Annotated in this window: 17 protein-coding genes and 2 tRNA genes; 6 read left to right on the top strand and 13 right to left on the bottom strand. The window is 59.9% G+C overall.

The window, feature by feature from the left end; all coding sequences use genetic code 11:
• Positions 1-33 precede the first annotated feature (33 nt).
• Together erdR and L4G42_RS02365 are read left to right on the top strand one after the other, a co-directional pair.
• On the top strand, positions 34-681 hold the full coding sequence (gene erdR, locus L4G42_RS02370) for a response regulator transcription factor ErdR (protein ID WP_237253762.1): 648 nt from the start codon (positions 34-36) through the stop codon (positions 679-681).
• A gap of 106 nt (positions 682-787) precedes the next feature.
• The gene (locus L4G42_RS02365; protein ID WP_065989780.1) at positions 788-1,156 is read left to right on the top strand and encodes a diacylglycerol kinase; all 369 of its coding nucleotides are present in this window, start codon (positions 788-790) and stop codon (positions 1,154-1,156) included.
• 33 nt (positions 1,157-1,189) lie between these two features.
• On the opposite strand, the gene L4G42_RS02360 is transcribed toward L4G42_RS02365, so the two are convergent.
• On the bottom strand, positions 1,190-2,116 hold the full coding sequence (locus tag L4G42_RS02360) for a LysR family transcriptional regulator (RefSeq protein WP_237259157.1): 927 nt from the start codon (positions 2,114-2,116) through the stop codon (positions 1,190-1,192).
• Positions 2,117-2,238: 122 nt separating this feature from the next.
• Here L4G42_RS02360 and fpr point away from each other — a divergent pair, with 122 nt between their 5' ends.
• Positions 2,239-3,018, top strand: a complete 780-nt coding sequence (gene fpr / locus L4G42_RS02355) for a ferredoxin-NADP reductase (RefSeq protein ID WP_065989778.1) — start codon at positions 2,239-2,241, stop codon at positions 3,016-3,018.
• 165 nt (positions 3,019-3,183) lie between these two features.
• Here the strand turns inward: fpr and tsaA are convergent, their stop codons facing one another.
• From tsaA to L4G42_RS02340, 3 genes are all read right to left on the bottom strand, one after another.
• A complete protein-coding gene (gene tsaA / locus L4G42_RS02350; protein ID WP_237260481.1) occupies positions 3,184-3,891 on the bottom strand; it encodes a tRNA (N6-threonylcarbamoyladenosine(37)-N6)-methyltransferase TrmO in 708 nt (235 codons plus the stop codon).
• Positions 3,892-3,908: 17 nt separating this feature from the next.
• A complete protein-coding gene (locus tag L4G42_RS02345) occupies positions 3,909-4,370 on the bottom strand; it encodes a YehS family protein (RefSeq protein WP_237253759.1) in 462 nt (153 codons plus the stop codon).
• Positions 4,371-4,440: 70 nt separating this feature from the next.
• Positions 4,441-5,151, bottom strand: a complete 711-nt coding sequence (locus L4G42_RS02340; protein ID WP_237253758.1) for an rRNA pseudouridine synthase — start codon at positions 5,149-5,151, stop codon at positions 4,441-4,443.
• Positions 5,152-5,313: 162 nt separating this feature from the next.
• Here L4G42_RS02340 and L4G42_RS02335 point away from each other — a divergent pair, with 162 nt between their 5' ends.
• Positions 5,314-6,309: an alpha/beta fold hydrolase gene (locus tag L4G42_RS02335; RefSeq protein WP_237253757.1), complete on the top strand. Its 996-nt coding sequence runs from the start codon at positions 5,314-5,316 to the stop codon at positions 6,307-6,309.
• A gap of 148 nt (positions 6,310-6,457) precedes the next feature.
• Here L4G42_RS02335 and L4G42_RS02330 read toward each other — a convergent pair whose 3' ends face one another.
• Together L4G42_RS02330 and rimO are read right to left on the bottom strand one after the other, a co-directional pair.
• Positions 6,458-6,913 carry a GNAT family N-acetyltransferase gene (locus L4G42_RS02330; protein ID WP_237253756.1) on the bottom strand — a complete coding sequence of 152 codons (456 nt, stop codon included), beginning with the start codon at positions 6,911-6,913 and terminating at the stop codon, positions 6,458-6,460.
• Positions 6,914-7,034: 121 nt separating this feature from the next.
• Positions 7,035-8,372: a 30S ribosomal protein S12 methylthiotransferase RimO gene (rimO, locus tag L4G42_RS02325; RefSeq protein WP_237259155.1), complete on the bottom strand. Its 1,338-nt coding sequence runs from the start codon at positions 8,370-8,372 to the stop codon at positions 7,035-7,037.
• Positions 8,373-8,642: 270 nt separating this feature from the next.
• Here rimO and L4G42_RS02320 point away from each other — a divergent pair, with 270 nt between their 5' ends.
• A complete protein-coding gene (locus L4G42_RS02320; protein ID WP_237253755.1) occupies positions 8,643-10,541 on the top strand; it encodes a potassium transporter Kup in 1,899 nt (632 codons plus the stop codon).
• A 433-nt stretch (positions 10,542-10,974) separates the two neighbouring features.
• Here the strand turns inward: L4G42_RS02320 and L4G42_RS02315 are convergent, their stop codons facing one another.
• From L4G42_RS02315 to L4G42_RS02300, 4 genes are all read right to left on the bottom strand, one after another.
• Positions 10,975-12,264, bottom strand: coding sequence for a virulence factor family protein (locus tag L4G42_RS02315; RefSeq protein ID WP_237253754.1), 1,290 nt, complete (start codon positions 12,262-12,264; stop codon positions 10,975-10,977).
• Complete coding sequence (gene mprF, locus L4G42_RS02310; RefSeq protein ID WP_237259154.1) at positions 12,264-14,906, bottom strand: bifunctional lysylphosphatidylglycerol flippase/synthetase MprF; 2,643 nt, start codon at positions 14,904-14,906, stop codon at positions 12,264-12,266. Before mprF ends, L4G42_RS02315 begins: the two co-directional genes overlap by 1 nt.
• A 330-nt stretch (positions 14,907-15,236) precedes the next feature.
• Positions 15,237-15,313 (bottom strand) — tRNA-Met (locus L4G42_RS02305).
• 268 nt (positions 15,314-15,581) lie between these two features.
• Positions 15,582-15,658 (bottom strand) — tRNA-Met (locus L4G42_RS02300).
• A 238-nt stretch (positions 15,659-15,896) separates the two neighbouring features.
• On the opposite strand from L4G42_RS02300, the gene dinB reads away from it, so the two are divergent.
• Entirely contained in the window at positions 15,897-16,955 is a 1,059-nt protein-coding gene (gene dinB, locus L4G42_RS02295) for a DNA polymerase IV (protein ID WP_237259153.1), read from the top strand.
• A 2-nt stretch (positions 16,956-16,957) separates the two neighbouring features.
• Here dinB and L4G42_RS02290 read toward each other — a convergent pair whose 3' ends face one another.
• From L4G42_RS02290 to L4G42_RS02280, 3 genes are all read right to left on the bottom strand, one after another.
• The gene (locus L4G42_RS02290; RefSeq protein ID WP_237253751.1) at positions 16,958-17,914 is read right to left on the bottom strand and encodes a hypothetical protein; all 957 of its coding nucleotides are present in this window, start codon (positions 17,912-17,914) and stop codon (positions 16,958-16,960) included.
• Positions 17,915-17,997: 83 nt separating this feature from the next.
• Positions 17,998-19,713, bottom strand: coding sequence for a proline--tRNA ligase (locus L4G42_RS02285; protein WP_237253750.1), 1,716 nt, complete (start codon positions 19,711-19,713; stop codon positions 17,998-18,000).
• A gap of 173 nt (positions 19,714-19,886) precedes the next feature.
• On the bottom strand, positions 19,887-21,209 hold the full coding sequence (locus L4G42_RS02280) for an OprD family porin (RefSeq protein ID WP_237253749.1): 1,323 nt from the start codon (positions 21,207-21,209) through the stop codon (positions 19,887-19,889).
• Between the last annotated feature and the right edge of the window lie 498 nt (positions 21,210-21,707).

Raw genomic sequence — 21,707 nt, 5'->3', positions numbered from 1 at the left:
TCGTCGGCGCTCAGTCACTTACAGGATCATGAAATGCCATACGAAATCCTGATTGCCGACGACCATCCCCTGTTTCGCAGCGCATTGCATCAGGCGCTGAGCCTGGGGCTCGGGCCGGATGCAAGGCTGGTCGAGGCTGAGAGCATCGCTGATCTGGAAGCGCGACTGACCGAGAAGTCCGATTGGGATCTGGTCCTGCTGGACCTGAACATGCCCGGCGCTTATGGCTTTTCAGGGCTGGTGCTGTTGCGCGGTCAGTACCCGCAGGTGCCGGTGGTAATGGTGTCTGCTCAGGAAGAGGCCGCGGTCGTGGTCAAGTCCCGCGAATTCGGCGCCAGCGGTTTCATCCCTAAATCCAGTTCCCTCGAAACCATTCAGAAGGCCGTGCGAACGGTGCTGGATGGCGATGTCTGGTGGCCCCCGCAGGTCAACGAAAGTGTCAGCGTGTCCCCTGAAGCCAAGGCCGCCAGCGAAGGGCTCGCCAGCCTGACACCCCAGCAGTTTCGCGTGTTGACGATGGTCTGCGAGGGGCTGCTTAACAAGCAGATCGCCTACGAACTGAGCGTGTCGGAAGCGACGATCAAGGCCCATGTCACGGCGATTTTTCGCAAGCTCAATGTGCGCACGCGAACCCAGGCAGCCTTACTGCTGCAACAATTGGAATCCATTCCGCAGAGCTGATTCCCATGAATCAGGCTAAGCCCCAGGCTTTGTGCGGCCGGCCTTCACACTTTTTTGACCGTCTGCGCACTAGCCTCCACCGCTTTCATTGATCAGTAGTTTTCCTATGACGTCCCCATTCAAAGGCCAGACCGGCCTCAAACGTATTCTCAACGCGTCGGGCTATTCCTTCGACGGCCTGACCGCTGCGTTCAAAGGCGAAGCGGCGTTCCGTCAACTGGTGCTGCTCAACGTCGTGTTGATCCCGCTGTCGTTCGTGTTTCACGTCAGCCGTGGCGAGCGCGCGATCCTGATCGCGGTGTGCCTGCTGGCGCTGATCGTCGAACTGCTGAACTCGGCCATCGAAGCCGCGATTGACCGCATTTCTCTCGACCGCCACCCACTTTCCAAGAACGCCAAAGACATGGGCAGCGCCGCACAGTTTGTGGCGCTGAGCATGATTGCCGTGGTCTGGGGCCTGATCCTGCTGGGCTGACAATCGTCCTCAGTCAGTCAGCCGGGCGGCGCGTCAGGCAATGCTCGGCAGGACGATTTCGTCGCTGCGGTTAACACCGGCGGTGAATGAGCGACAGAGGTCGAGGAATTCGCGGATAGCCGACGTCTGATATTTCTGCTTGTGCCAGATGAAGTAGAACTGCCGCACCAAATCCAGCTCCGGCGTTTCAACCGCGACAAGGCTGCCCCGGCGAAAGGCGTCACGCAGGGCCAGACGGGAGATGCAGCCGATCCCCAGCCCTGACTCCACAGCGCGTTTGATCGCCTCGGTGTGCTCCAGCTCCAGCCTCACATTCAGGCTGTTCAAGTGATGACGCATGGCCTGATCGAAGGTCAGGCGCGTCCCCGAACCCTGCTCCCGCAAAATCCACGCCTCGCGCGTCAGCTCCTCCAGCGACGCCCGGCCTTTTTTGGCCAGCGGATGCTGAGGGGCGCAAAACACCACCAGCTCATCCTCGACCCAGGTCTGCACTTCGATGTCGGGGTGGCTGCAGTCGCCTTCGATCAAGCCCAGATCGATCTCATAGTGGGCGACCTGCTGAACGATGTTCGCCGTGTTTTGCACGTGCAGCTTCACTTGGCTCTCAGGGTGGCGCTGCATGAAGCTGCCGATCAGCAGCGTGGCAAGGTAGTTGCCAATGGTGAGGGTCGCGCCGACCGCCAGCGAACCGAAGCCGGACTTGCCGTTGAGCAGATCTTCGATCTCCTTGGCCTGATCGAGCAGTGCAACGGCCTGGGGCAACAGCTGCCGGCCGGTCGCATTGAGGCTCAGTCGTTTACCGGCGCGGTCGAACAGCTGGCAACTGGACTGGCGTTCCAGCTCGGTAATGGAAGTGCTCGCCGCAGATTGCGACAAGGAGAGCTGCACCGCGGCGCGGGAAACGCTTTCCTGCTGGGCGACGGCGACAAAAACCTGGAGCTGACGGAGAGTGAATCGCATATCTATATAACCGATAACCTATATCTTGATAATTCAGTTAACAGATATTGTGTCTGCCACTAGAATGTCGCGCAATGGCGCATTGACTGGCGCACGTTATTTATCAGGAGCTCCCACGTACCATGAGCAACATGAATCACGAGCGTGTCCTCAGCGTTCATCACTGGAACGACACCCTCTTCAGTTTCAAGTGCACCCGTGATCCTGGCCTGCGCTTCGAGAACGGTCAGTTCGTCATGATCGGTCTGCAGCAGCCAAACGGGCGCCCGCTCATGCGTGCCTACTCCATTGCCAGCCCGAACTGGGAAGAGCATCTGGAGTTCTTCAGCATCAAGGTGCCCGACGGTCCGTTGACCTCGCAGCTTCAGCATCTGAAGGAAGGCGACGAGATCATCATCAGCAAGAAGCCTACCGGCACACTGGTGCTGGACGACCTCAAGCCGGGCAAACACCTTTACCTGCTCAGCACCGGTACCGGTCTGGCGCCGTTCATGAGCGTGATTCAGGACCCTGAAACCTACGAGCGTTTCGAGAAAGTCATCCTGTGCCACGGCGTGCGTTACGTGAACGAAGTCGCTTACCGCGAGTTCATCACCGAGCACCTGCCGCAAAACGAATTCTTCGGCGAGATGTTGCGCGACAAGCTGATCTACTACCCAACGGTGACCCGCGAGCCGTTCGAGAACGAAGGCCGCCTGACCGACCTGATGCGCAGCGGCAAGCTGTTCAGCGACATCGGTCTGCCGCCGATCAATCCGCAGGACGACCGCGCCATGCTGTGCGGCAGCCCGAGCATGCTCGACGAAACCAGCGAAGTGCTCAACAGCTTCGGCCTGACCGTGTCGCCACGCATGCGCGAGCCGGGTGATTACTTGATCGAGCGCGCATTCGTCGAGAAGTAACCGCGTCCGGATACGACCCAATCGCCGATGAATCATCCTCGCAGCACTGCGAGGGTGACGTCCTCGGCGAACAAGTCAGTACAGGCACCAGCGTTTTTGGAGTCTGAAAAAAACCGCCTGGAGGTCACGGACCAGGCGGTTTTTTTGTGGGCGGGGGTAAGTCGTTCATGAACCTGCGGCGGGAACCACTTCCAGCACGCAAATGACGCCTGGCTTCGGATAGTGCCAGCGCACGTCCAGATCCCAGAACTGCCCGCCGTAGCGTCGCTCCGGGGTGGGTGTCTGGTAGGCCGGTCGTGGGTCTTGAGCCAGGCACTGCTCGATCAGCTCGATCAGCGGTTCTTCGAGGCGCAGCCCATGTTCGCGGGCCTGGGCCAGCGCCGCGTCCGCCCATTGCACCGGAATCATCTCCGGGGCGGCGGCGGCCATGCTGTTGCGCGCATCAGCGATGACATCGGCGTAGGGCACGTAAGGTTTGACGTCCAGCACCGGCGTGCCGTCCAGCAGGTCGATGCCTGACAACCACAGGCGCCCGGCTTCGACCTTGTCCAGCTTGACCACCGATTGACCGATGCCGTTCGGCCGATGGGTCGCGCGCGTGGCGAACACGCCCATGGACTGATTGCCGCCCAGACGAGGAGGGCGCACCTTGAGTCGCGGTTTGTCCTCCAGTGCCTGATGGAACAGAAACAGCAGCCAGACATGGCTGACCTGTTCCAGGCCCTGCACGGCGTCACCCTGATCAAAGGGGGCGACCAACTCCAGCACGCCCCGCGCGGCAGGCGCCAGTTGGGGCTGTCGGGGAATGGCGAACTTCTCTTTGAAGCACGAGCGCATGAAGCCGATCGGCGAGACGTTGTAGGCCTGGGTCATCGACGCAGCTGCAGCGCTTAGCCGCGCACGCGTAGGGTCAGGCCGCGCAGGAAGTTGCGCAGCAACTGGTCGCCGCAGACGCGGTAGTTGGTGTGACCGGCCTTGCGGAACAGGGCGCTGAGTTCAGGCTTGGACACCGGGAACTCGGACGCCTTGAGGATCGCGTGCATGTCGTCTTCTTTCAGCTCGAAGGCCACACGCAGCTTTTTCAGGACGATGTTGTTGGTGATCGGCAGCTCGACAGGCAGCGGCGGGCGGCTCTCGTCCTTGCCGCGCTTGAAGAACACAAGGCCGTCGAGGAAGTGCGCCATGACCTCGTCGCTGCACGGCACGAAGCCTTCTTCTTCGTCTTTCTTCATGTAGGACGCGACATCGGCCTTAGTCGCATCGAACCCGCCGAGCTTGATGATATCGACCACTTTGGCGTCGTTGATATCAAGCATGTAACGGATGCTGCGCAGTACATCGTTGTTCATCATGGTGCGTGTATTTCCTGGAGATTCGCAGATGAGCGCACGCGGGACTGGATGCGGCGCTCAGAAAGGGGATTCAGAATTTTTCTTTGTCGGTCATGTAGCGCCACTGGCCTTCAGGCACCTTGCCGATGGACACGCCGCCGATACGAATGCGCCGCACCGAAACAACCTTCAGGCCCACCGCTTCGCACAGCTGCGCAATGACGCCGGGCTGCGGGTTCTTCATGGCGAAGCGCAAGCGGTTTTCGTTCTGCCAGCTGGCTTTGACCTTCGGCAGTTCCTTGCCTTTGTAGGTCATGCCGTGGTTCAGGCGGTTGAGGCCGTGGGCAACCATGTCGCCCGCGATCTCGACGACGTATTCCTGCTCGATCTTGCTGCGGTCGTCGGTGAGTTTGCGCAGGATTTTCCAGTCCTGACTGAACACCATCAGGCCGCTGGCGTTGGCTTGCAGCGTGGAAATTGATTCCAAGCGCAGGAAGTGCCCTTTGAGCGGACGTCGGCCGATGCTGTGGTCGAGGGACAATGTGGCGGGTGTGATCAGCGCCAAGGCACTTTCAGGGGCCATGCCCGCCGGGGCGTTGAACAGGATGGTGACGGATTCAGGCGTATCGGCTTTCGCCTCCGCGTTGAGGACCACGGTCTGGTTTTCGACCTTGAACTGCGGCTCGTCGACGACAACGCCGTCCACCGTGACCCAGCCGCCTTCGATGAACAGCTCGGCTTCGCGACGAGAGCAGCCGACCAGCTCGATCAGGCGTTTGGAAAGGCGAATGGGGTCAGTCATGAGAAAAGCCGTAACAAAATGGAAAGGCGCCTATTGTACCCGCGCATGCACCGTTAATCGCGGCCACATTGAAATTGGCGGGTGAATAAGCCTCCACTCGATGGATTTTTCCGGGAGCGACACAGGTCTGCTCTCTATTCCTACATTGTCTGGAGCGAATTCATGACCAAATGGCTACCCGCATTGCTGATGACAGTCAGCTTGCCGCTGCTCGCTGCGCAAACCCCGTCCTATGGCCCGCAGCTGGAAGGCTTCCAGTATCCGTTCCCGGCGCAGAATTACAGCTTCGAATCCCAGGGCGCAGCGGTCCAGATGGGTTACATGGACGTCAAGCCGACTGGCACTGCCAATGGTCGAAGCGTCGTGCTGCTGCACGGTAAGAACTTCTGCGGTGCCACGTGGGAAGGGACCATCAAGGCGCTGACGGGCGCGGGCTATCGGGTAGTTGCGCCGGATCAGATCGGCTTCTGTCGCTCCAGCAAACCGGCGGATTACACATACACCTTCGAACAACTGGCGCAGAACACCAAGGCACTGCTGACCCAACTGGGCATCGATCACGTCACCGTGGTCGGGCATTCGATGGGCGGCATGCTGGCGACCCGCTTTGCGCTGATGTACCCCGAGCAAGTGGATCAGTTGCTGCTGGTCAACCCGATCGGTCTGGAAGACTGGAAAGCCAAAGGCGTGCCGGATCGCAGCTTTGATGACTGGTACGCCCGGGAGCTGAAGACCAGCGCCGAGAGCATCCGCACGTATCAGCAGTCGACGTATTACGCCAATGAATGGCGGCCCGAGTTCGATCACTGGGTCGACATGCAGGCCGGAATGTTCACCGGTAAAGGCAAGGAGGAGGTGGCTCGGGCGTCAGCGCAGACCTACGGGATGATCTTCAATCAGCCGGTGTTCTACGACTTCGAGAAGCTGAAGATGCCGACGGTGTTGTTGATCGGGCAGAAGGACAACACCGCGATTGCCAAAGATGCGGCGCCCGAGGAATTGCGCAAGACGCTGGGCAATTACCCGGAGCTGGGCAAGGCCGCCGCCAAGCGCATTCCGCAGGCGACGCTGGTGGAGTTTGCAGGATTGGGCCATGCGCCGCAGATTCAGGATCCGCAGCAGTTCAACAAGGTGCTGCTGGAAAGCCTGAAGCGCTGATGCAGACGTGACCTGCACATGCAATCTGTAGGAACCGACTTGCTGGCGAATGCGCTGGGTCAGATGTTGGTGGGGAGCACCGACCTATTGGGTTCGCCAGCAAGCCGGCTCCTACAGGTCGACCTGTGCGTCAGGTCCGCTCTTGGCATCACCGACCTGCTTTCACTCGCATCCGCAGCATTGGATGCGGCCGCCCGAGTCCGTCCACCTCGGCGCGGCCTACCATCTCAAACCCCTGCCGTTCATAAAAGCCCAACGCCTGAGCGTTCTGCTCGTTCACGTCCAGCTCAGTGATGTGGAAATGCTCGATCGCGTAGTCCAGCAGTTTCTTGCCCAGGCCCATGCCACGGTGGTCAGGGGCGATAAACAGCATTTCGAGCTTGCCCGGCGTGGTGCCGGCGAAACCGGTGATGCGCAGGTGCGAGTCGCGGGTGCAGAACAGGTTCACAGCGCCTAGGTACTGGGTTTCCAGCAGATGCCGGAGCAACGTGATGTAGTTCTCGGCCAAAAAGTCATGGGTCGCGCGCACAGAGGCTTCCCAGACCCGGGTGAGTTCGGCGAAGTCGTGCTGCCTGGGCAGATAGATGACCGAGTGCTGGGTCATGTTGCCGCTGCTCCCTGGGTAGTGATGCTGATGTGGGGACGATAGCCAGAAAAAACAAACCCCGCCGTTTTACGGGCGGGGCTGTTGGGCTTAAAGCGGCTGTCGAGCCTGAGATTGAGCGTTAAATCGGCTCAGCCCACAGGTCGTATTCATCGGCATCCACCACGCGGCACATGACCTTGTCGCCCGGCTTGAAGTCACGGTCACTTTCGACGAAGACGTTGCCGTCGATCTCCGGCGCATCGAAGAACGAGCGGCCGACGAAACCCTGCTCATCCACTTCGTCGATCAGCACTTCGATTTCCTTGCCGATTTTCATCTGCAGGCGCGCGGCGCTGATGGCTTGCTGGTGCGCCATGAAGCGGTCCCAGCGGTCCTGCTTGATGTCGTCCGGAACGATCGGCGCATCCAGCAGATTCGCCGGCGCGCCTTCGACAGGGGAGTACTGGAAGCAACCGACGCGATCGAGTTGGGCTTCAGTCAGCCAGTCCAGCAGGTACTGGAAATCTTCTTCGGTTTCGCCCGGGAAGCCGACGATGAAGGTCGAACGGATGATCAGGTCCGGGCACTGTTCGCGCCAGTTCTTGATACGCGCCAAGGTCTTGTCTTCGAAAGCCGGGCGTTTCATCAGCTTGAGGATCTTCGGGCTGGCATGCTGGAACGGTATGTCCAGGTACGGCAGGATCTTGCCCGCCGCCATCAATGGAATGATCTCGTCAACGTGCGGGTACGGATAAACGTAATGCAGGCGTACCCAGACGCCCAGCGAACTCAGGGCCTGGCACAGCTCGGTCATGCGCGTGCGGACCGGCTGACCGTTCCAGAAACCTGTGCGGTACTTGATGTCGACGCCGTAGGCGCTGGTGTCCTGGGAAATCACCAGCAGCTCTTTCACGCCGGCTTTGACCAGACGTTGGGCTTCGTCGAGCACGTCGCCAATCGGGCGGCTGACCAGCTTGCCGCGCATGGACGGGATGATGCAGAAACTGCAGCTGTGGTTGCAGCCCTCGGATATCTTCAGGTACGCGTAATGACGCGGGGTCAGCTTGACCCCTTGCGGCGGCACCAGATCGATCAGCGGGTTGTGATCGAGCTTCGGCGGCGCGGCGTCGTGGACGGCATTGACCACTTGCTCGTACTGCTGCGGACCGGTCACGGCCAGCACACTCGGGTGCACGGCGCGAATCACGCTTTCGTCCACGCCCATGCAACCGGTGACGATCACTTTGCCGTTTTCGGCCAGCGCCTCGCCAATGGTCTCGAGGGATTCAGCCTTGGCGCTGTCGATGAAACCGCAGGTGTTGACCACGACCACGTCGGCGTCCTGGTAGGTCGGAACGACCTGATAGCCTTCCATGCGCAGCTGGGTCAGGATGCGCTCGGAATCGACCAGGGCCTTCGGGCAACCCAGGCTGACAAAGCCGACCTTGGGGGCGGCAGACGTGGTGACGGTGGACATTGACTAACCTCGGCGTAGGATGCCCGGCGAATAGCCGAAGCATTGACTGGGCGCTTGGGGCGCCTCTGATCAAAAAGTGCGCAATTCTAGCGGCGCGTCGAACGATTGACCAGTGTTATACAGAGAATTACGACGAGTGCTGCGCTATGCTTCGCGGCGTTACGCCCGGCACCCCAAGTTGGCCGGGCGCATCGGAATTTACCGGTGCGGTGTGGGTCAATCCGACAACGCCGGATCGCGGTGCTCGAGTCATGGTTTCAGGAGTGGTAAATGGGTCACGCAACGAGTCAGGCAGAGGTCGGGCATTCTTCGGCGAAACCGTTGAGTCTGCTGGTGGGAGCGGTGGGTGTAGCCTATGGCGACATCGGTACCAGCCCGCTGTACACCATTAAGGAAGTGTTCGTCGGAGGCTATGGCGTCCAAGCCGGTCACGACGCCGTACTGGGCATTCTTTCGCTGATCTTCTGGTCATTGATCTGGGTGGTCTCCTTCAAATACATGGCCTTGGTGCTACGTGCCGACAACGACGGCGAAGGCGGCATCATGGCGCTGATGGCGTTGGCGCGCAGGGCGTCGGCCCAGTACCCGAAGCTGCAGGCGAGCATGATCGTCTTCGGCCTGTTCGGCGCGGCGTTGTTTTACGGCGACAGCATGATCACCCCGGCGATTTCCGTTCTGTCGGCAGTCGAGGGTATGGAGCTGGCATTTGACGGGCTTGAGCGCTGGGTGGTGCCGATCGCTCTGGTTGTGCTGGTGGCGCTGTTTTTGATTCAGCGTCATGGCACCGCGCGCATCGGCGTGATGTTTGGCCCGATCATGGTCCTCTGGTTCGTCACCCTCGGCGTGCTCGGCGTTCGCGGCATCCTGCAACAGCCGGAAGTGCTTCAAGCCGTCAACCCGGTGTGGGCGGTTCGCTTCTTTATTGATCATCCCGGCATTGGCGTTTCGGTCCTGGGCGCTGTGGTGCTCGCGCTGACCGGTGCCGAGGCGCTGTACGCAGACATGGGGCATTTCGGTCGCAAGCCGATCTCCCGCGCATGGTTCGCGCTGGTCTTGCCGGCGCTGGTGCTGAATTACTTCGGCCAGGGCGCCCTGGTGATCCAGGACCCGGAAGCGGTGCGCAACCCGTTCTACCTGCTGGCGCCGAGCTGGGCGCTGTTGCCGTTGATCGGCTTGTCGACGCTGGCGACCATTATTGCTTCGCAGGCGGTGATCTCCGGTGCGTTCTCGATGACGCTGCAGGCGATTCAGCTCGGCTACATCCCGCGCATGTACATCCAGCACACCTCCAGCGACGCCCAAGGGCAGATCTACATCGGCGCGGTGAACTGGGCGCTGATGGTCGGAGTGATTCTGCTCGTGCTGGGCTTCGAATCCTCTGGCGCGCTGGCCTCGGCCTACGGCGTGGCGGTAACCGGCACGATGCTCTGCACGACGATTCTGGTGGCGTCGGTCATGCTGCTGGCCTGGAAATGGCCGCCGCTGATCGCGGTGCCGATTTTGGTGGGATGTCTGTTCGTGGACGGCATGTTCTTCGCTGCCAACGTGCCAAAAGTCATTCAGGGCGGGGCGTTTCCATTCCTGGCGGGCATCGTGCTGTTCATCCTGATGACCACCTGGAAGCGCGGCAAGCAGCTGTTGGTGGACCGCATCGACGAAGGCGGTCTGCCGCTGCCGATCTTCATCAGCAGTATTCGCGTGCAGCCGCCCCATCGCGTTCAGGGCACGGCAGTGTTTCTCACGGCGCGTGCGGACGCCGTGCCCCATGCGCTGTTGCATAACCTGCTGCACAACCAGGTGCTGCATGAGCAAGTGGTGTTGCTGACCGTCGTGTACGAAGACACCCCGCGCGTGCCGGCAGCGCAGCGCTTCGAGGTCGAGGCGTTTGGCGAGGGCTTCTACCGCGTGATTCTGCATTTCGGCTTCATTGACGAGCCGGACGTGCCGGCGGCGCTGAGCCTGTGCCACTTGGCGGAGCTGAATTTCACCCCGATGCGCACCACCTACTTCTTGAGTCGCGAAACCGTGGTCTCGTCGAAACTGGTAGGGATGGCCCGCTGGCGCGAGGGTCTGTTCTCGTTCATGTTGAAGAACGCCAACGGCAACCTGAGGTTCTTCAAGCTGCCATTCAACCGGGTGATTGAGCTGGGGACGCAGGTGGAGATGTAAGCAGCTCCGCCTCGGCGGGACCGGCTTTAGCCGGGAATGTGTCGGGTGTCACGCCGCAAGATTGATGACGTACACACCGGCCTCTTCCCGGCTGAAGCCGGTCCTACTGAAGGAATGCATATCCCTGTAGGACCGGCTTTAGCCGGGAAGGCGTCAGGTTTAACGCCGCGAATCTGATGCCGTTTGCACCGGCCTCTTCCCGGCTGAAGCCGGTCCTACTGAAGGAATGCATATCCCTGTAGGACCGGCTTTAGCCGGGAAGGTGTCAGGTTTAACGCCGCGAATCTGATGCCGTTTGCACTGGTCTCTTCCCGGCTGAAGCCGGTCCTGCAGGGACAGCGCTTATCCCGAGGTAGTACCCGCTTTGAGCAGGTCCCAAAAACAAAAAATCCCCGCAATCGCAAGAGAGCGGGGATTTTTTATGGGCGGGTGATTACTCGGCGGCGGGCTCTTTGCCCTTCCACTTGTCGATCACCGCGCTCAGGCGCTTGGCCAGGGCCGGGTAGTCTTCGTCGAAGTGATGGCCGCCGGGCAGCTGCATCTTCTCGCCGGGCGCTGTGGCTTCTGTGCAGCCACTTTCATCTTTTTCTTCCAGGCCGTACACGCACAGCACCTTGTCGCCGGGCAGCTTGGCCATCTCGGGGCCTGTCGCTGCTTCTTTGCCGGCGGCGCCCAACCAGCCTTCGACGGCAATCTCGAAGCTGCCTGTGCGGGCGAAGGCCAGCAGGATGATGCCGTCGACCCGCGCCTTGTCTTCTTCCGGCAAGCGGTTGTAGATCGCGGGCAGCACGTCGGCGCCGAAGGAATAGCCAGCAAGCACAAAGTGCTTGGCGCCCCATTTCTGCCGGTAATGGGCCATCAGCTCGCTCAGATCAGCGGCCGTTTGCTCAGGCGATTTGTGCTCCCAGTAATACCGCAATGTGTCGATGCCGACGACCGGGTAGCCGCCCATTTTCGCCATGTCACCTGCCACGTCCTTGTCCAGGTCGCGCCAGCCACCGTCGCCGGACAGGAACAGCGTCACCGTGTCAGAGGGCTGCGAAGACGGTACCTCAACCACAGGAATGTTCAGGCCGCCGTTGTCATCCCCACCGATCAGTCGACGGCGCACTTCGTTGTTCAGCACCTGCGGGTATTTGATGTCGTAGTCGCTGATGCTGGTTTCGGTATTGGGTGCATCACGGACCAGTGTGGCGCTTTCGTCATCGGGCCCGTCGTTCCAGGCGACCGTCCACTTGCCGTGGGCGGCGGCTTTGGGCACAGGGTCGGTGCAACCTGGTTGATCGCGGACGAAACCGACCGAGATGGCCCGGGCGTTGTCGTTGTTCTGACCGGCCAGCCAGCGCCACGCCAGGGAAGCACCCGAACCGACACCGGCAACCAGATCAGGCGCGCCGTCGAGCTTTTGCAGCGCGGCATTGAAGGTCTTAGCCTGAAGCTGGCAGTCGTCCTTCGGCAGCGTCACTTGGATCACACGCGCGGAAGCGTCGTAGCTCAGGGCGAGCAATTGCTTCTCGGTCAGTGATTCTTCGGTGGTGACGGCCAGCGCGACCTGGGTTTTCACTTTGGTCGAGGGCACTACACGGATCAGCGCAGAGCCGTCGTCCAGGGTGATGTGTTCAAGAGTTGGTTGCGCGGCGGGGCGGTTCCACAGCCAGAAACCCAATGCCACCACCAGAATTACCAGGGCTGCGAGCAAAAAGCGCCAGTAGCGTTGAATCATCAGCGTTTCACCAATCCAGTCAGGCCGCCCGCGATCAGGGCGGCGGTATCTGCCAGTGCCACGAGCGGATCGAGTCCCGCGGGCACGGCCATATAACGAGGTTCCCAGTCAGGCTGGAATTTGTCTTTGAAGCGGCGCAGCCCCTGGAAGTTGTAAAGCTGTTCGCCACGGCTGAACACCATCGAACCCAGGCGCTGGGTCAGGGGTGCGCCACGCCGCGGTTGCAGCCCGGACAACGGCACCATGCCGAGGCTGAAGCGGGCGTAACCTTCTTTTTTGTAATGCAGGATCAGCCCGACCATCATGAATTCCATGGTCAGCTTCGGCGCTTCGGGGTGCGAGCGCATCAGGTCCAGGCTCGCCAGATCATTGCGCGAGGTCTCCAGCAAATTGGAGAACGCGACCGGTTTGCCCTGGAAATGAACAATGGCAATGCGGAAATGCTTGAGGTACTCCAGGCTGAATCGGCCCAGGGAGAAGCCTTTCTCGCGCACGTTCTTGCCCATCAGCCACGCATCGGAAATCACTTTGAGCTCTTCCATGGGTGCTTGACCCACTTCGTAGATTTCCAGCGACAGACCGTCTCGCCCACCCCGATTCCAGGTGTAGCGCAGGTCCTTCATTTCCTTGCCCTTGGCTTCGATGTCGAACTTGTGCAGATCGACCCGAGCCTCTTCGCCCAGCTTGATCGCGGTCAGGCCGATGTCCATGTAGAACGGCAGGTTCTCGGCACGCACCTGATAGAACACGGGGCGGGCATGGTGAACGTCGCACAGATCGCGGAACTGCCAGATCAGCTCGGCCCGTTGCTGGGTCGGGCCAATCGGGTCGTACAGCGCAACCAGACTTCGGCCGCGATGGGCGTACATCAGAAAAGCGTTGCCGTCCGGGTGCATCAGCACGGCTTTGTCGCCGGTCAGCACCAAGCCGCCATCGGGCTGGCTGGACGCTTTGATGATCTCCGCGGCTTTGGCCAGTTGTGCCTCGTCGGGCAGATTGATCACAGGGCGCGCGGTGCGCAGCAGCCAGGTCAGCGAGACGATCAACAGCAACACCGCGCTACCCAGTGCCGAACGCAGACCGCGAGGGGCATCGGCGTCCAGGGTGAATTGCCACCACAGCTGATGGCTGTAGGGCACGTCCTGATAGGCGAACAGCAGCAGCCAGACCGAAGCGCCCAGTACGCAAACACTGGCGACCAGATACAGCGGCGAAAACGGCAGTTCCAGCAAGCGGCTCGGGCGGTAGAACGAGCGCCGGAAGATCGCCAGCAGGCACGCGGTCAGCAGCAGCAGGCTCGCTTCCTCCCAGTCGAAACCCTTGAGAATCGACAGAATAGAGCCCACAAACAGCAGGATCGTGGTCAGCATCCACGCCGCTGAAAGACGACGACGCAGGCCCTGCGCGAGTAACAGGCAGAGCACGCCGATCAGGCTGGCGCCGAAGTGAGAGGCGTCGATCAGGCGATGGGGAATGAGGAACCCTAGGCTTTCCAGACGGGTGTCGATCTCAGGCGTCGAGCCGGAAAACAGCAGCACCACCCCGGAGAGAAAAACCAGCAACGCCAGAATCGGGGCGCCCAGGCCGGATGCAACGCGCATGGCCTGTTGCGCGAACAGCAGGCGCTTGGCCTCGCTGTAAAGCAGCACCAGACAGGCGATCAGCAGCGGCATCACCACGTAGATCAGCCGGTACAACAGCAGCGCGGCGGCCAACGGTGCGGCGCCCAGTTCGTCGGCAAAGGCGGCGAGCAGAATGGCTTCAAAGACGCCGACGCCACCGGGCACGTGGCTGAGAACACCGGCGGCCAGGGCCAGCAGGTAAACCAGCAGGAACGCGCCGAAGGGTGGGGCAGAGGGCAGCAACAGATAGAGGACGGCAGCAGCGGCGGCGACGTCCAGCGCAGTGATCACCAACTGCATCAGGGTCAGGCGCACGCCAGGCAGACGCAGCGTGCGACGTCCGGCGCGGACCAACAAGTTATGAGGGATCGTCTGTTCCGGCAGGCGCCGACGATAGATCGCATAACCCAGGATTGCGCTGATCGCCAGCACCGCTACTGCGACGGTTGCCAACACCGGAACCGACACATGCAGCGCCAGCGAAGCGGCAGGCAGGTCGCTCAAGGTCGCGAGGGCCGCCAGCGGGGGAAGTGCGCAACCTAATGAAAGGCTGGCAAACAGGGTCATGTGGGCAACTTCGCCCGCACCCAGTCCCAATCGCGAGTAAAGGCGGTAACGAACCGAGCCGCCGGACAGCATCGACAGACCTACCGCGTTACCGATGGCGAACGCGCAAAACCCGCCCATGATCAGCGACTTCGGTGGGAGATCGACATTGGCGTAGCGACTGGCGGACCACTCGTAGCCCAGCAGAATCACAAAACCGATGGCTGTCGCCAGCACCGCGCCAGCCAGAGAAGGCAGTGGCACACTGAGCAGCGAGTCCTGCAGGGCGTAGATGTCCAGCTCGGTCAGCATGTGCCGACAGGCGATCAGGGCGACGGCGAACAGAAGGATGGTGACGCCCAACCCGATGGGTTGACGATACTTGCTCACCAGTTCGCGTAGACGCAGTCGTTTCAGGGGAGCCGGAGGATGCTCCGTCACTGCTTCATTTGTGTCGGACGGGTTGGCGCGCATCAATCACTCCTTGGATCGTGCGCGACAGGATGGAGGTATACAGCCAAGTTACCAATCCCTACGCAAAAAATAATTCAGGATGTTAGCGCTTCAACGTCTAACGGGCGAATACCACGGATACGTATCGGTGACCGTTCAGTCTAGGTTCAGTCGCTGGCCAGCGTATCGGCAATGGAGGTCAAAACTATCGCTCCCGGCAACATACAGTAACAAGACCTCTGGGATGAACGCACCTCGGTAATGGGATGTGACAAGGATTCCGGCCCGCTGTTCGTGAGCTTTCAGCGAGGCAAAAAAAAGGCCACTCTTTCGAGTAGCCTTTTTAGATGTTGGTTGCGGGAGCCGGATTTGAACCGACGACCTTCGGGTTATGAGCCCGACGAGCTACCAGACTGCTCCATCCCGCGTCTGTGTGGCGGCATTCTACAGTCGAACGACAAAGTGTCAACCTTTAATGCCAAGCATCGATAAAATAACCGCATCTGGAGCGTTGGCGTGCCTAAGTGGCGGTTGGACAAGGCTTTTATCGCAATCCGCGCCTAAGGGCAGGTCGCCATCATCCACGGGGCTTGTTTCATTTATATGAAGAGATGAAGGGAGATAGCAATAGGAACGGGCTTGCCCAAATGACGGCCACAAAAAAGGCCACTCTTCCGAGTAGCCTGTTTTGATGTTTGGTTGCGGGAGCCGGATTTGAACCGACGACCTTCGGGTTATGAGCCCGACGAGCTACCAGACTGCTCCATCCCGCGTCTGTGTGGCGGCATTCTACAGAGGATCGCCGGCCTGTCAAGCAATCAGCACAAAAAAATGCTTTTTCTTCAAGCGGTTAGCGCGGCGCGTAGGGCGGATAACTGCGGCGCGCCTCGGTTTAGGGACGTTTCAGGCAGGTTTCGTGGAGCGCACGATCCGTAGGGAACGAGGCTTATTCAGTGTCAGAAAGTCGCGTGAATGAGATACTGCGCGACCGTTTTCCTACGACCCCATGTGATGCCGCAGCGCAAAATCATCCACATCGACTGTGATTGCTTCTACGCCGCTATTGAGATGCGCGACGACCCGCGTCTGGCCGGCAAGCCGTTGGCAGTGGGCGGGTCGGCAGAACGGCGGGGCGTGATCGCCACCTGCAACTATGAAGCCCGGGCCTACGGCATCCGTTCCGCGATGTCATCCCGGCATGCGCTGACACTGTGCCCGGACCTCACCATCGTCAAACCGAGAATGGATGCCTATAAAGAAGCATCGAAAGAGATCCAGACGATCTTCCGTGACTACACCGACCTGATCGAGCCGCTGTCGCTGGATGAGGCTTACCTGGATGTCACGGAGTGCGAGCACTTTGCCGGTAGCGCGACGCGCATCGCCCAGGACATTCGCCGGCGGGTCTCCAATCAGTTGCACATCACTGTTTCCGCCGGCGTTGCCCCGAACAAGTTTCTGGCCAAGATCGCCAGCGACTGGAAAAAGCCCAACGGGCTGTTCGTGATCACGCCTGATCAGATCGAAGACTTTGTCTCCCAACTGCCGGTGTCCAAATTGCACGGCGTCGGCAAAGTGACCGCCGACAAGCTTGGCCGCCTTGGCATTGTCACCTGCACCGACTTGCGCGGCAGGAGCAAGCTGTCGCTGGTGCGGGAATTCGGTTCATTCGGCGAGCGGCTGTGGAACCTTGCCCATGGTGTGGATGAGCGGCCTGTGCAGAACGACAATCGGCGCCAATCGGTCAGTGTCGAAAACACCTACGACACCGATCTACCGAACCTCGCCAGTTGCCTACTGATGCTGCCTGCATTGCTGGAGACGCTGAACGACCGCATCGCGCGGATCGACAGCCTTTATCGCCCCGGCAAGCCGTTCGTGAAGGTCAAGTTTCACGACTTCACCCAGACAACGCTGGAACAGGCGGGGGCAGGGCGGGACTTGAGCAGTTACGAGCAACTGCTGACCCAGGCGTTCGCACGCGGCGGCAAGCCGGTGCGATTGCTGGGGATCGGCGTGCGTCTGCATGACCTTCGGGCTGCCCATGAGCAGCTGGAGTTGTTCAGCTGACGTTATTCGCTGCCCGGCGGCACTGCGACCAGTCGACCAGCGTCTTTCGCCAGTGACCTGAGGAATTCGTGTTGCAGCTGCGGATCGTTGCGGGTCAGCTCGATCAATGACTGTTCCAGCTCACTGGCCTCCTCTTCAAGGCCCAGCTCGGACAGGCGCTTGACGCGATGCACCCACTGGCTGACTTCGTCATCCTCCAGATCGTCGTAGATCAGGTCGTGCGCTTCAATCAGCTTCCCGCGCAGTGATTTGCTCAGTGGCAACGTGGCGGTTGCCTGAACGTTGCTCTGGTCATCCTGCACTTTGATGTTCAGTTGCGTGACATAGCTGAGGTTCTGCTCGGCGAACGGGCTGTCCAGCAGGTTCACGCGCAGCCCGCCGTTACGGTCCGTCGTCAGCTCGTGGGTCTCTTTGCCTGCAGTGACTTCAACCGGCGCTTCACTCCAGGGCAGGCTCGAATGCTCGACGCGATGATCGCGCTGGACCTCGTCGATACCGGCCAGGTTTTGCTGGGCACGACCATGGGAGGGTGCGTTCATGAACGGGTTGACGCCCGCGACGCCGTAAGTGAGCCAGTCCTTGGTGACGCTGTCGGGCAGGCTGCCAAACGTCAGCACATTGACCACGTTGGCGCCGATGCCCGCGACGATGGCCACGGCGCCCAGCGGGATTTCATAGACTTCCCGCCACGGCTGATACGGCGTGTACCGGTCGTAGTGCCGGGTGACTTCGAATTCGGTGATGTCGAAGGTTTTCAGCTCGTGGATGCGTATCCGGCGCTGGGGCAATTCCAGCGTCTTGGGCTCGCCAAGGTCGACCTGAAAACTGTGATCGAGCAATTTGCGCTCGACACGTTCTTCATGCTCGCTGCGTTGAGACAGATGGTTGGCGCAGCCGCCGAGAAACAGGCTGGTGCACAACACAGCGCCTGCGAGACGTGAGGGATTTCGCTTGGACATGAGATCTCTAGGTGCAGGTAAGGCGCATAGCAGAGGCGTGGCGGACGAAAGCGCGCCTGCACAATCGCAGGCGCGCAACCCGGTCAGCGCTTGATCCGGTCTTTGATGAAAGACAACACATCGGCAACAGGCAGGGCCTGCGCTTCGGCTTCGGTGCGGCTCTTGTATTCGAGGTTGCCTTCGGCAAGGCCACGGTCACTGACCACGATGCGATGCGGAATGCCGATCAGTTCCATGTCGGCGAACTTGATCCCCGGGCTGGTTTTCTTGTCGCGGTCATCCAGCAGCACTTCGAAGCCCGCAGCCGTCAGCTCGGCGTACAGCGTGTCGGTTGCCTCTTTAACCGCATCGGTTTCGTAGCGCAGCGGCACGAGGGCGATCTGGAAAGGCGCGAGCGCGTCGCTCCAGATGATACCGTTTGCGTCGTTGTTCTGCTCGATCGCGGCAGCCACAACGCGCGACACACCAATCCCGTAGCAGCCCATGGTCAGTGTGACCGGCTTGCCGTTCTCGCCCAGCACCTGGCACTTCATCGCTTGGCTGTACTTGGTGCCCAGCTGGAAGATGTGCCCGACTTCGATGCCGCGCTTGATGATCACCTTGCCCTGACCATCCGGGCTCGGGTCGCCGGCGACGACGTTACGCAGGTCAGCAACGGTTGGAACCGGGAGGTCCCGCTCCCAGTTGACGCCGAAGTAGTGCTTGTCATCGATGTTCGCGCCGATGCCGAAGTCGCTCATCAGCTCGACCGAGCGGTCGATGATGCAAGGCAGCGGCAGATTCAGCGGGCCGAGCGAACCAGCGCCGGCGCCAATGGCGTCACGCAATTCGGCTTCGGAGGCCATGACCAGCGGGCTGGCGACCTGCTCAAGATTGGACGCCTTGATTTCGTTGAGTTCGTGATCGCCACGGATGATCAGCGCAATCAGCTTGCCTTCTTCAGCTGCATGCACAACCAGGGTCTTGACGGTCTTTTCGATCGGCAGATTGAATTGCTCGACCAGGGCCGCGATGGTCTTGGCATCGGGCGTGTCGACCAGGCGAAGCTCTTCAGTCGGCGCAGCACGACCGGCTTCGCGCGGAATGGCTTCGGCTTTTTCGATGTTCGCGGCGTAGTCAGAGGTGTCGCTGAACACGATGTCGTCTTCGCCGGACTCGGCCAGCACGTGGAACTCATGGGAGCCCGCGCCACCAATGGAACCGTTATCGGCCACTACCGGGCGGAAGTTCAGGCCCAGGCGGGTGAACACGTTGCAGTACGCCTGATGCATACGGTCGTAGGTTTCCTGGAGGGAATCCTGGGTCGCATGGAAGGAATAGGCGTCCTTCATGATGAATTCGCGGCCGCGCATCAGGCCGAACCGTGGACGAATTTCGTCACGGAATTTGGTCTGGATCTGATACATGTTTATCGGCAGCTGTTTATAGCTGTTGAGTTCGTTGCGAGCCAGATCGGTGATGACTTCTTCGTGGGTCGGGCCCGCGCAGAAATCACGATCGTGGCGGTCTTTGAGGCGCAACAGCTCAGGGCCGTATTGTTCCCAGCGGCCCGATTCCTGCCAGAGCTCCGCCGGCTGAATGCCAGGCATCAACACTTCCAGCGCGCCAGCTGCGTTCATCTCTTCACGAACCACCGCTTCGACCTTGCGCAGTACCCGCAGGCCCATGGGGAGCCAGGTGTAGAGACCGGAGGCAAGTTTGCGAATCATGCCGGCACGAAGCATCAGCTGATGGCTGATCACGACCGCATCGGATGGCGTTTCTTTCTGTGTGGCGAGCAAATATTGACTGGTACGCATGGTCGGCCGTTGTCGGTTGCGGTGACTGGGAAATGACCCGGCATTGTACGGTGGTGGTATCGCCGAGTACAGGCCGGGCGGGCGCCGCGAGGGGAGGGATTGTCAACCGTGCGCCCATGAAAAAGCCCGGCGCGAGGGCCGGGCTTTTCGGTAACGAGTGTCAGACAGTGCGATTACAGGACCGAAATCGGGTAGTCGACGATCAGACGGAATTCGTTGATATCGCCTTCGCCTTCGTCCGCGTTGGCGCGGTGGAATGCTTGACGGATGCGGAACGACAGGTCTTTGACTGGGCCAGTTTGAACAACGTACTTGGCCTCGACGTTGGTCTCGTGGTGCTTGCCATCAGCACCATACAGACCGGTGTAGGTGCTGTTCGACGGAGTATGAGTCCCGTCGATGTCGTCACCTGTCACGTAGCGAGCCATGAAGCTCAGACCTGGAACGCCGTAAGTGGCCATGTTCAGGTCGTAGCGGGCTTGCCAGGATTTTTCACCCGGGGCGTTGAAGTCGGAGTATTGAATCGAGTTCGCCAGGAAGATCGAGTCGCCGCCGCGGTTGTTGTCACCGATACCGATGTAGTCGAACGGCGTGTCACCGTTAACTTTCTGGAATGCGAGTGTCAGCGTGTGAGCAGCCAGGAACGAGTAAGCGGCAGACAGCGAGTAAGCATTGTTGCTGATGTCGCCTGCTTTCTTGCTACCGGTGTCCTGGGTGTTGTAGTAGTTGAAGTCGAAGGCCAGCGACTGGTCGTCGGTCAACGGCAGTGCGTAGTTCACGTTGCCGTAGTACTGATTCCACACGTCTTCGAGTTTGTTGTAGTAGAAACCAACGCCCAGGTTGTCGGTGATGGAGTACTTGCCGCCGCCGTAGGTAGCGGAGTTGGAGGTCACGCCAGCATATGTAGCCCAGATGTCGCCATTGCGATTCGTTTCATCTTGGCTGGTACCCGAAGTGAAGCGACCTGCTTCTACATCAAGACCTTTGATTTCGCTGCTCTGCAAGGTCACGCCAGTTGCAGTTTGTGGCAACAAACGGGAGCCGCCAACTGCGAAAACCGGGTTCTGTGGCTGCATGTCGCCGATTTTCAGTTCGGTTTTCGAAACGCGGAATTTAACAGCGCCACCGGCCTTGCCGAAGCTGTCTTCGTTTCGGCCTTGGCTGTCGGTGACCAGGTTGCCTGAACCAGAGTACTTGTCGGAACCATCCAGCTTGAAGCCGGCATAGCCGAACGCGTCAACACCAACACCAATCAGGCCTTGGGTGTAACCGGAGCTGTAGTTCGCCCAGAAACCCTGGGTCCAGTCCTTGTCATCTACAGCGCCGTCTTTTTTGTCGCGGTTGAAGTAGTAGTTACGAGCCTTTACGTCGAGCTTGCTCCCCTCTACAAAACCAGTGGCTTCGGACTGATCGCTTACGAATGCCGCAGCCGATGCCAATTGGGTGCTGGCTGCAGTAACTGCCAGTGCGATTGCGCTCCACTTCATCACTCTCATCGTGACTTTGCTCCTTTGGTTTTTAAGAAGAGTACTGCCGTCCACCTGTTTTTTTATCTGGCCGGCTTCTTTCTTTTTGGTGTCGGCGAAATTTATAGCACGCTGACATTATTGGCGATAGTTACGAACCTATCCTTTCAATTTCCTTACGGCCTTGTCGCCGCCAGCTCTGTCCATGTCGCTACTGAACAGCTCCTGATTCTTTAAACCGTGCAATTACCGGGTCACTTTCAACGCTGGATTCATTCACGCCCTCATCCAATCCAGACGCTCCAGCTGCCTTGTCAAACGTCGCTGCATCCCTTCGGTCCCGGCCTGTCTCTCGACACGCTCGTTTTCAAGCTTGTGTGTGACAAAGCAACAACCGTGCACAAAGTTTCGACGAATATGAAAAAAATGTCGGAAGTGCTGTAAAAACATTCGATGTAAGCTGCAAGCTACTGAATAAAAACGATAAAAATATTTTCGATAGCCTGCTTTGCAACCGTAATTTTCTTG

This window comes from Pseudomonas petrae (assembly GCF_021728295.1).
GTDB lineage: Bacteria > Pseudomonadota > Gammaproteobacteria > Pseudomonadales > Pseudomonadaceae > Aquipseudomonas > Aquipseudomonas petrae.
This window is presented reverse-complemented; position numbering and strand designations above follow the sequence as displayed.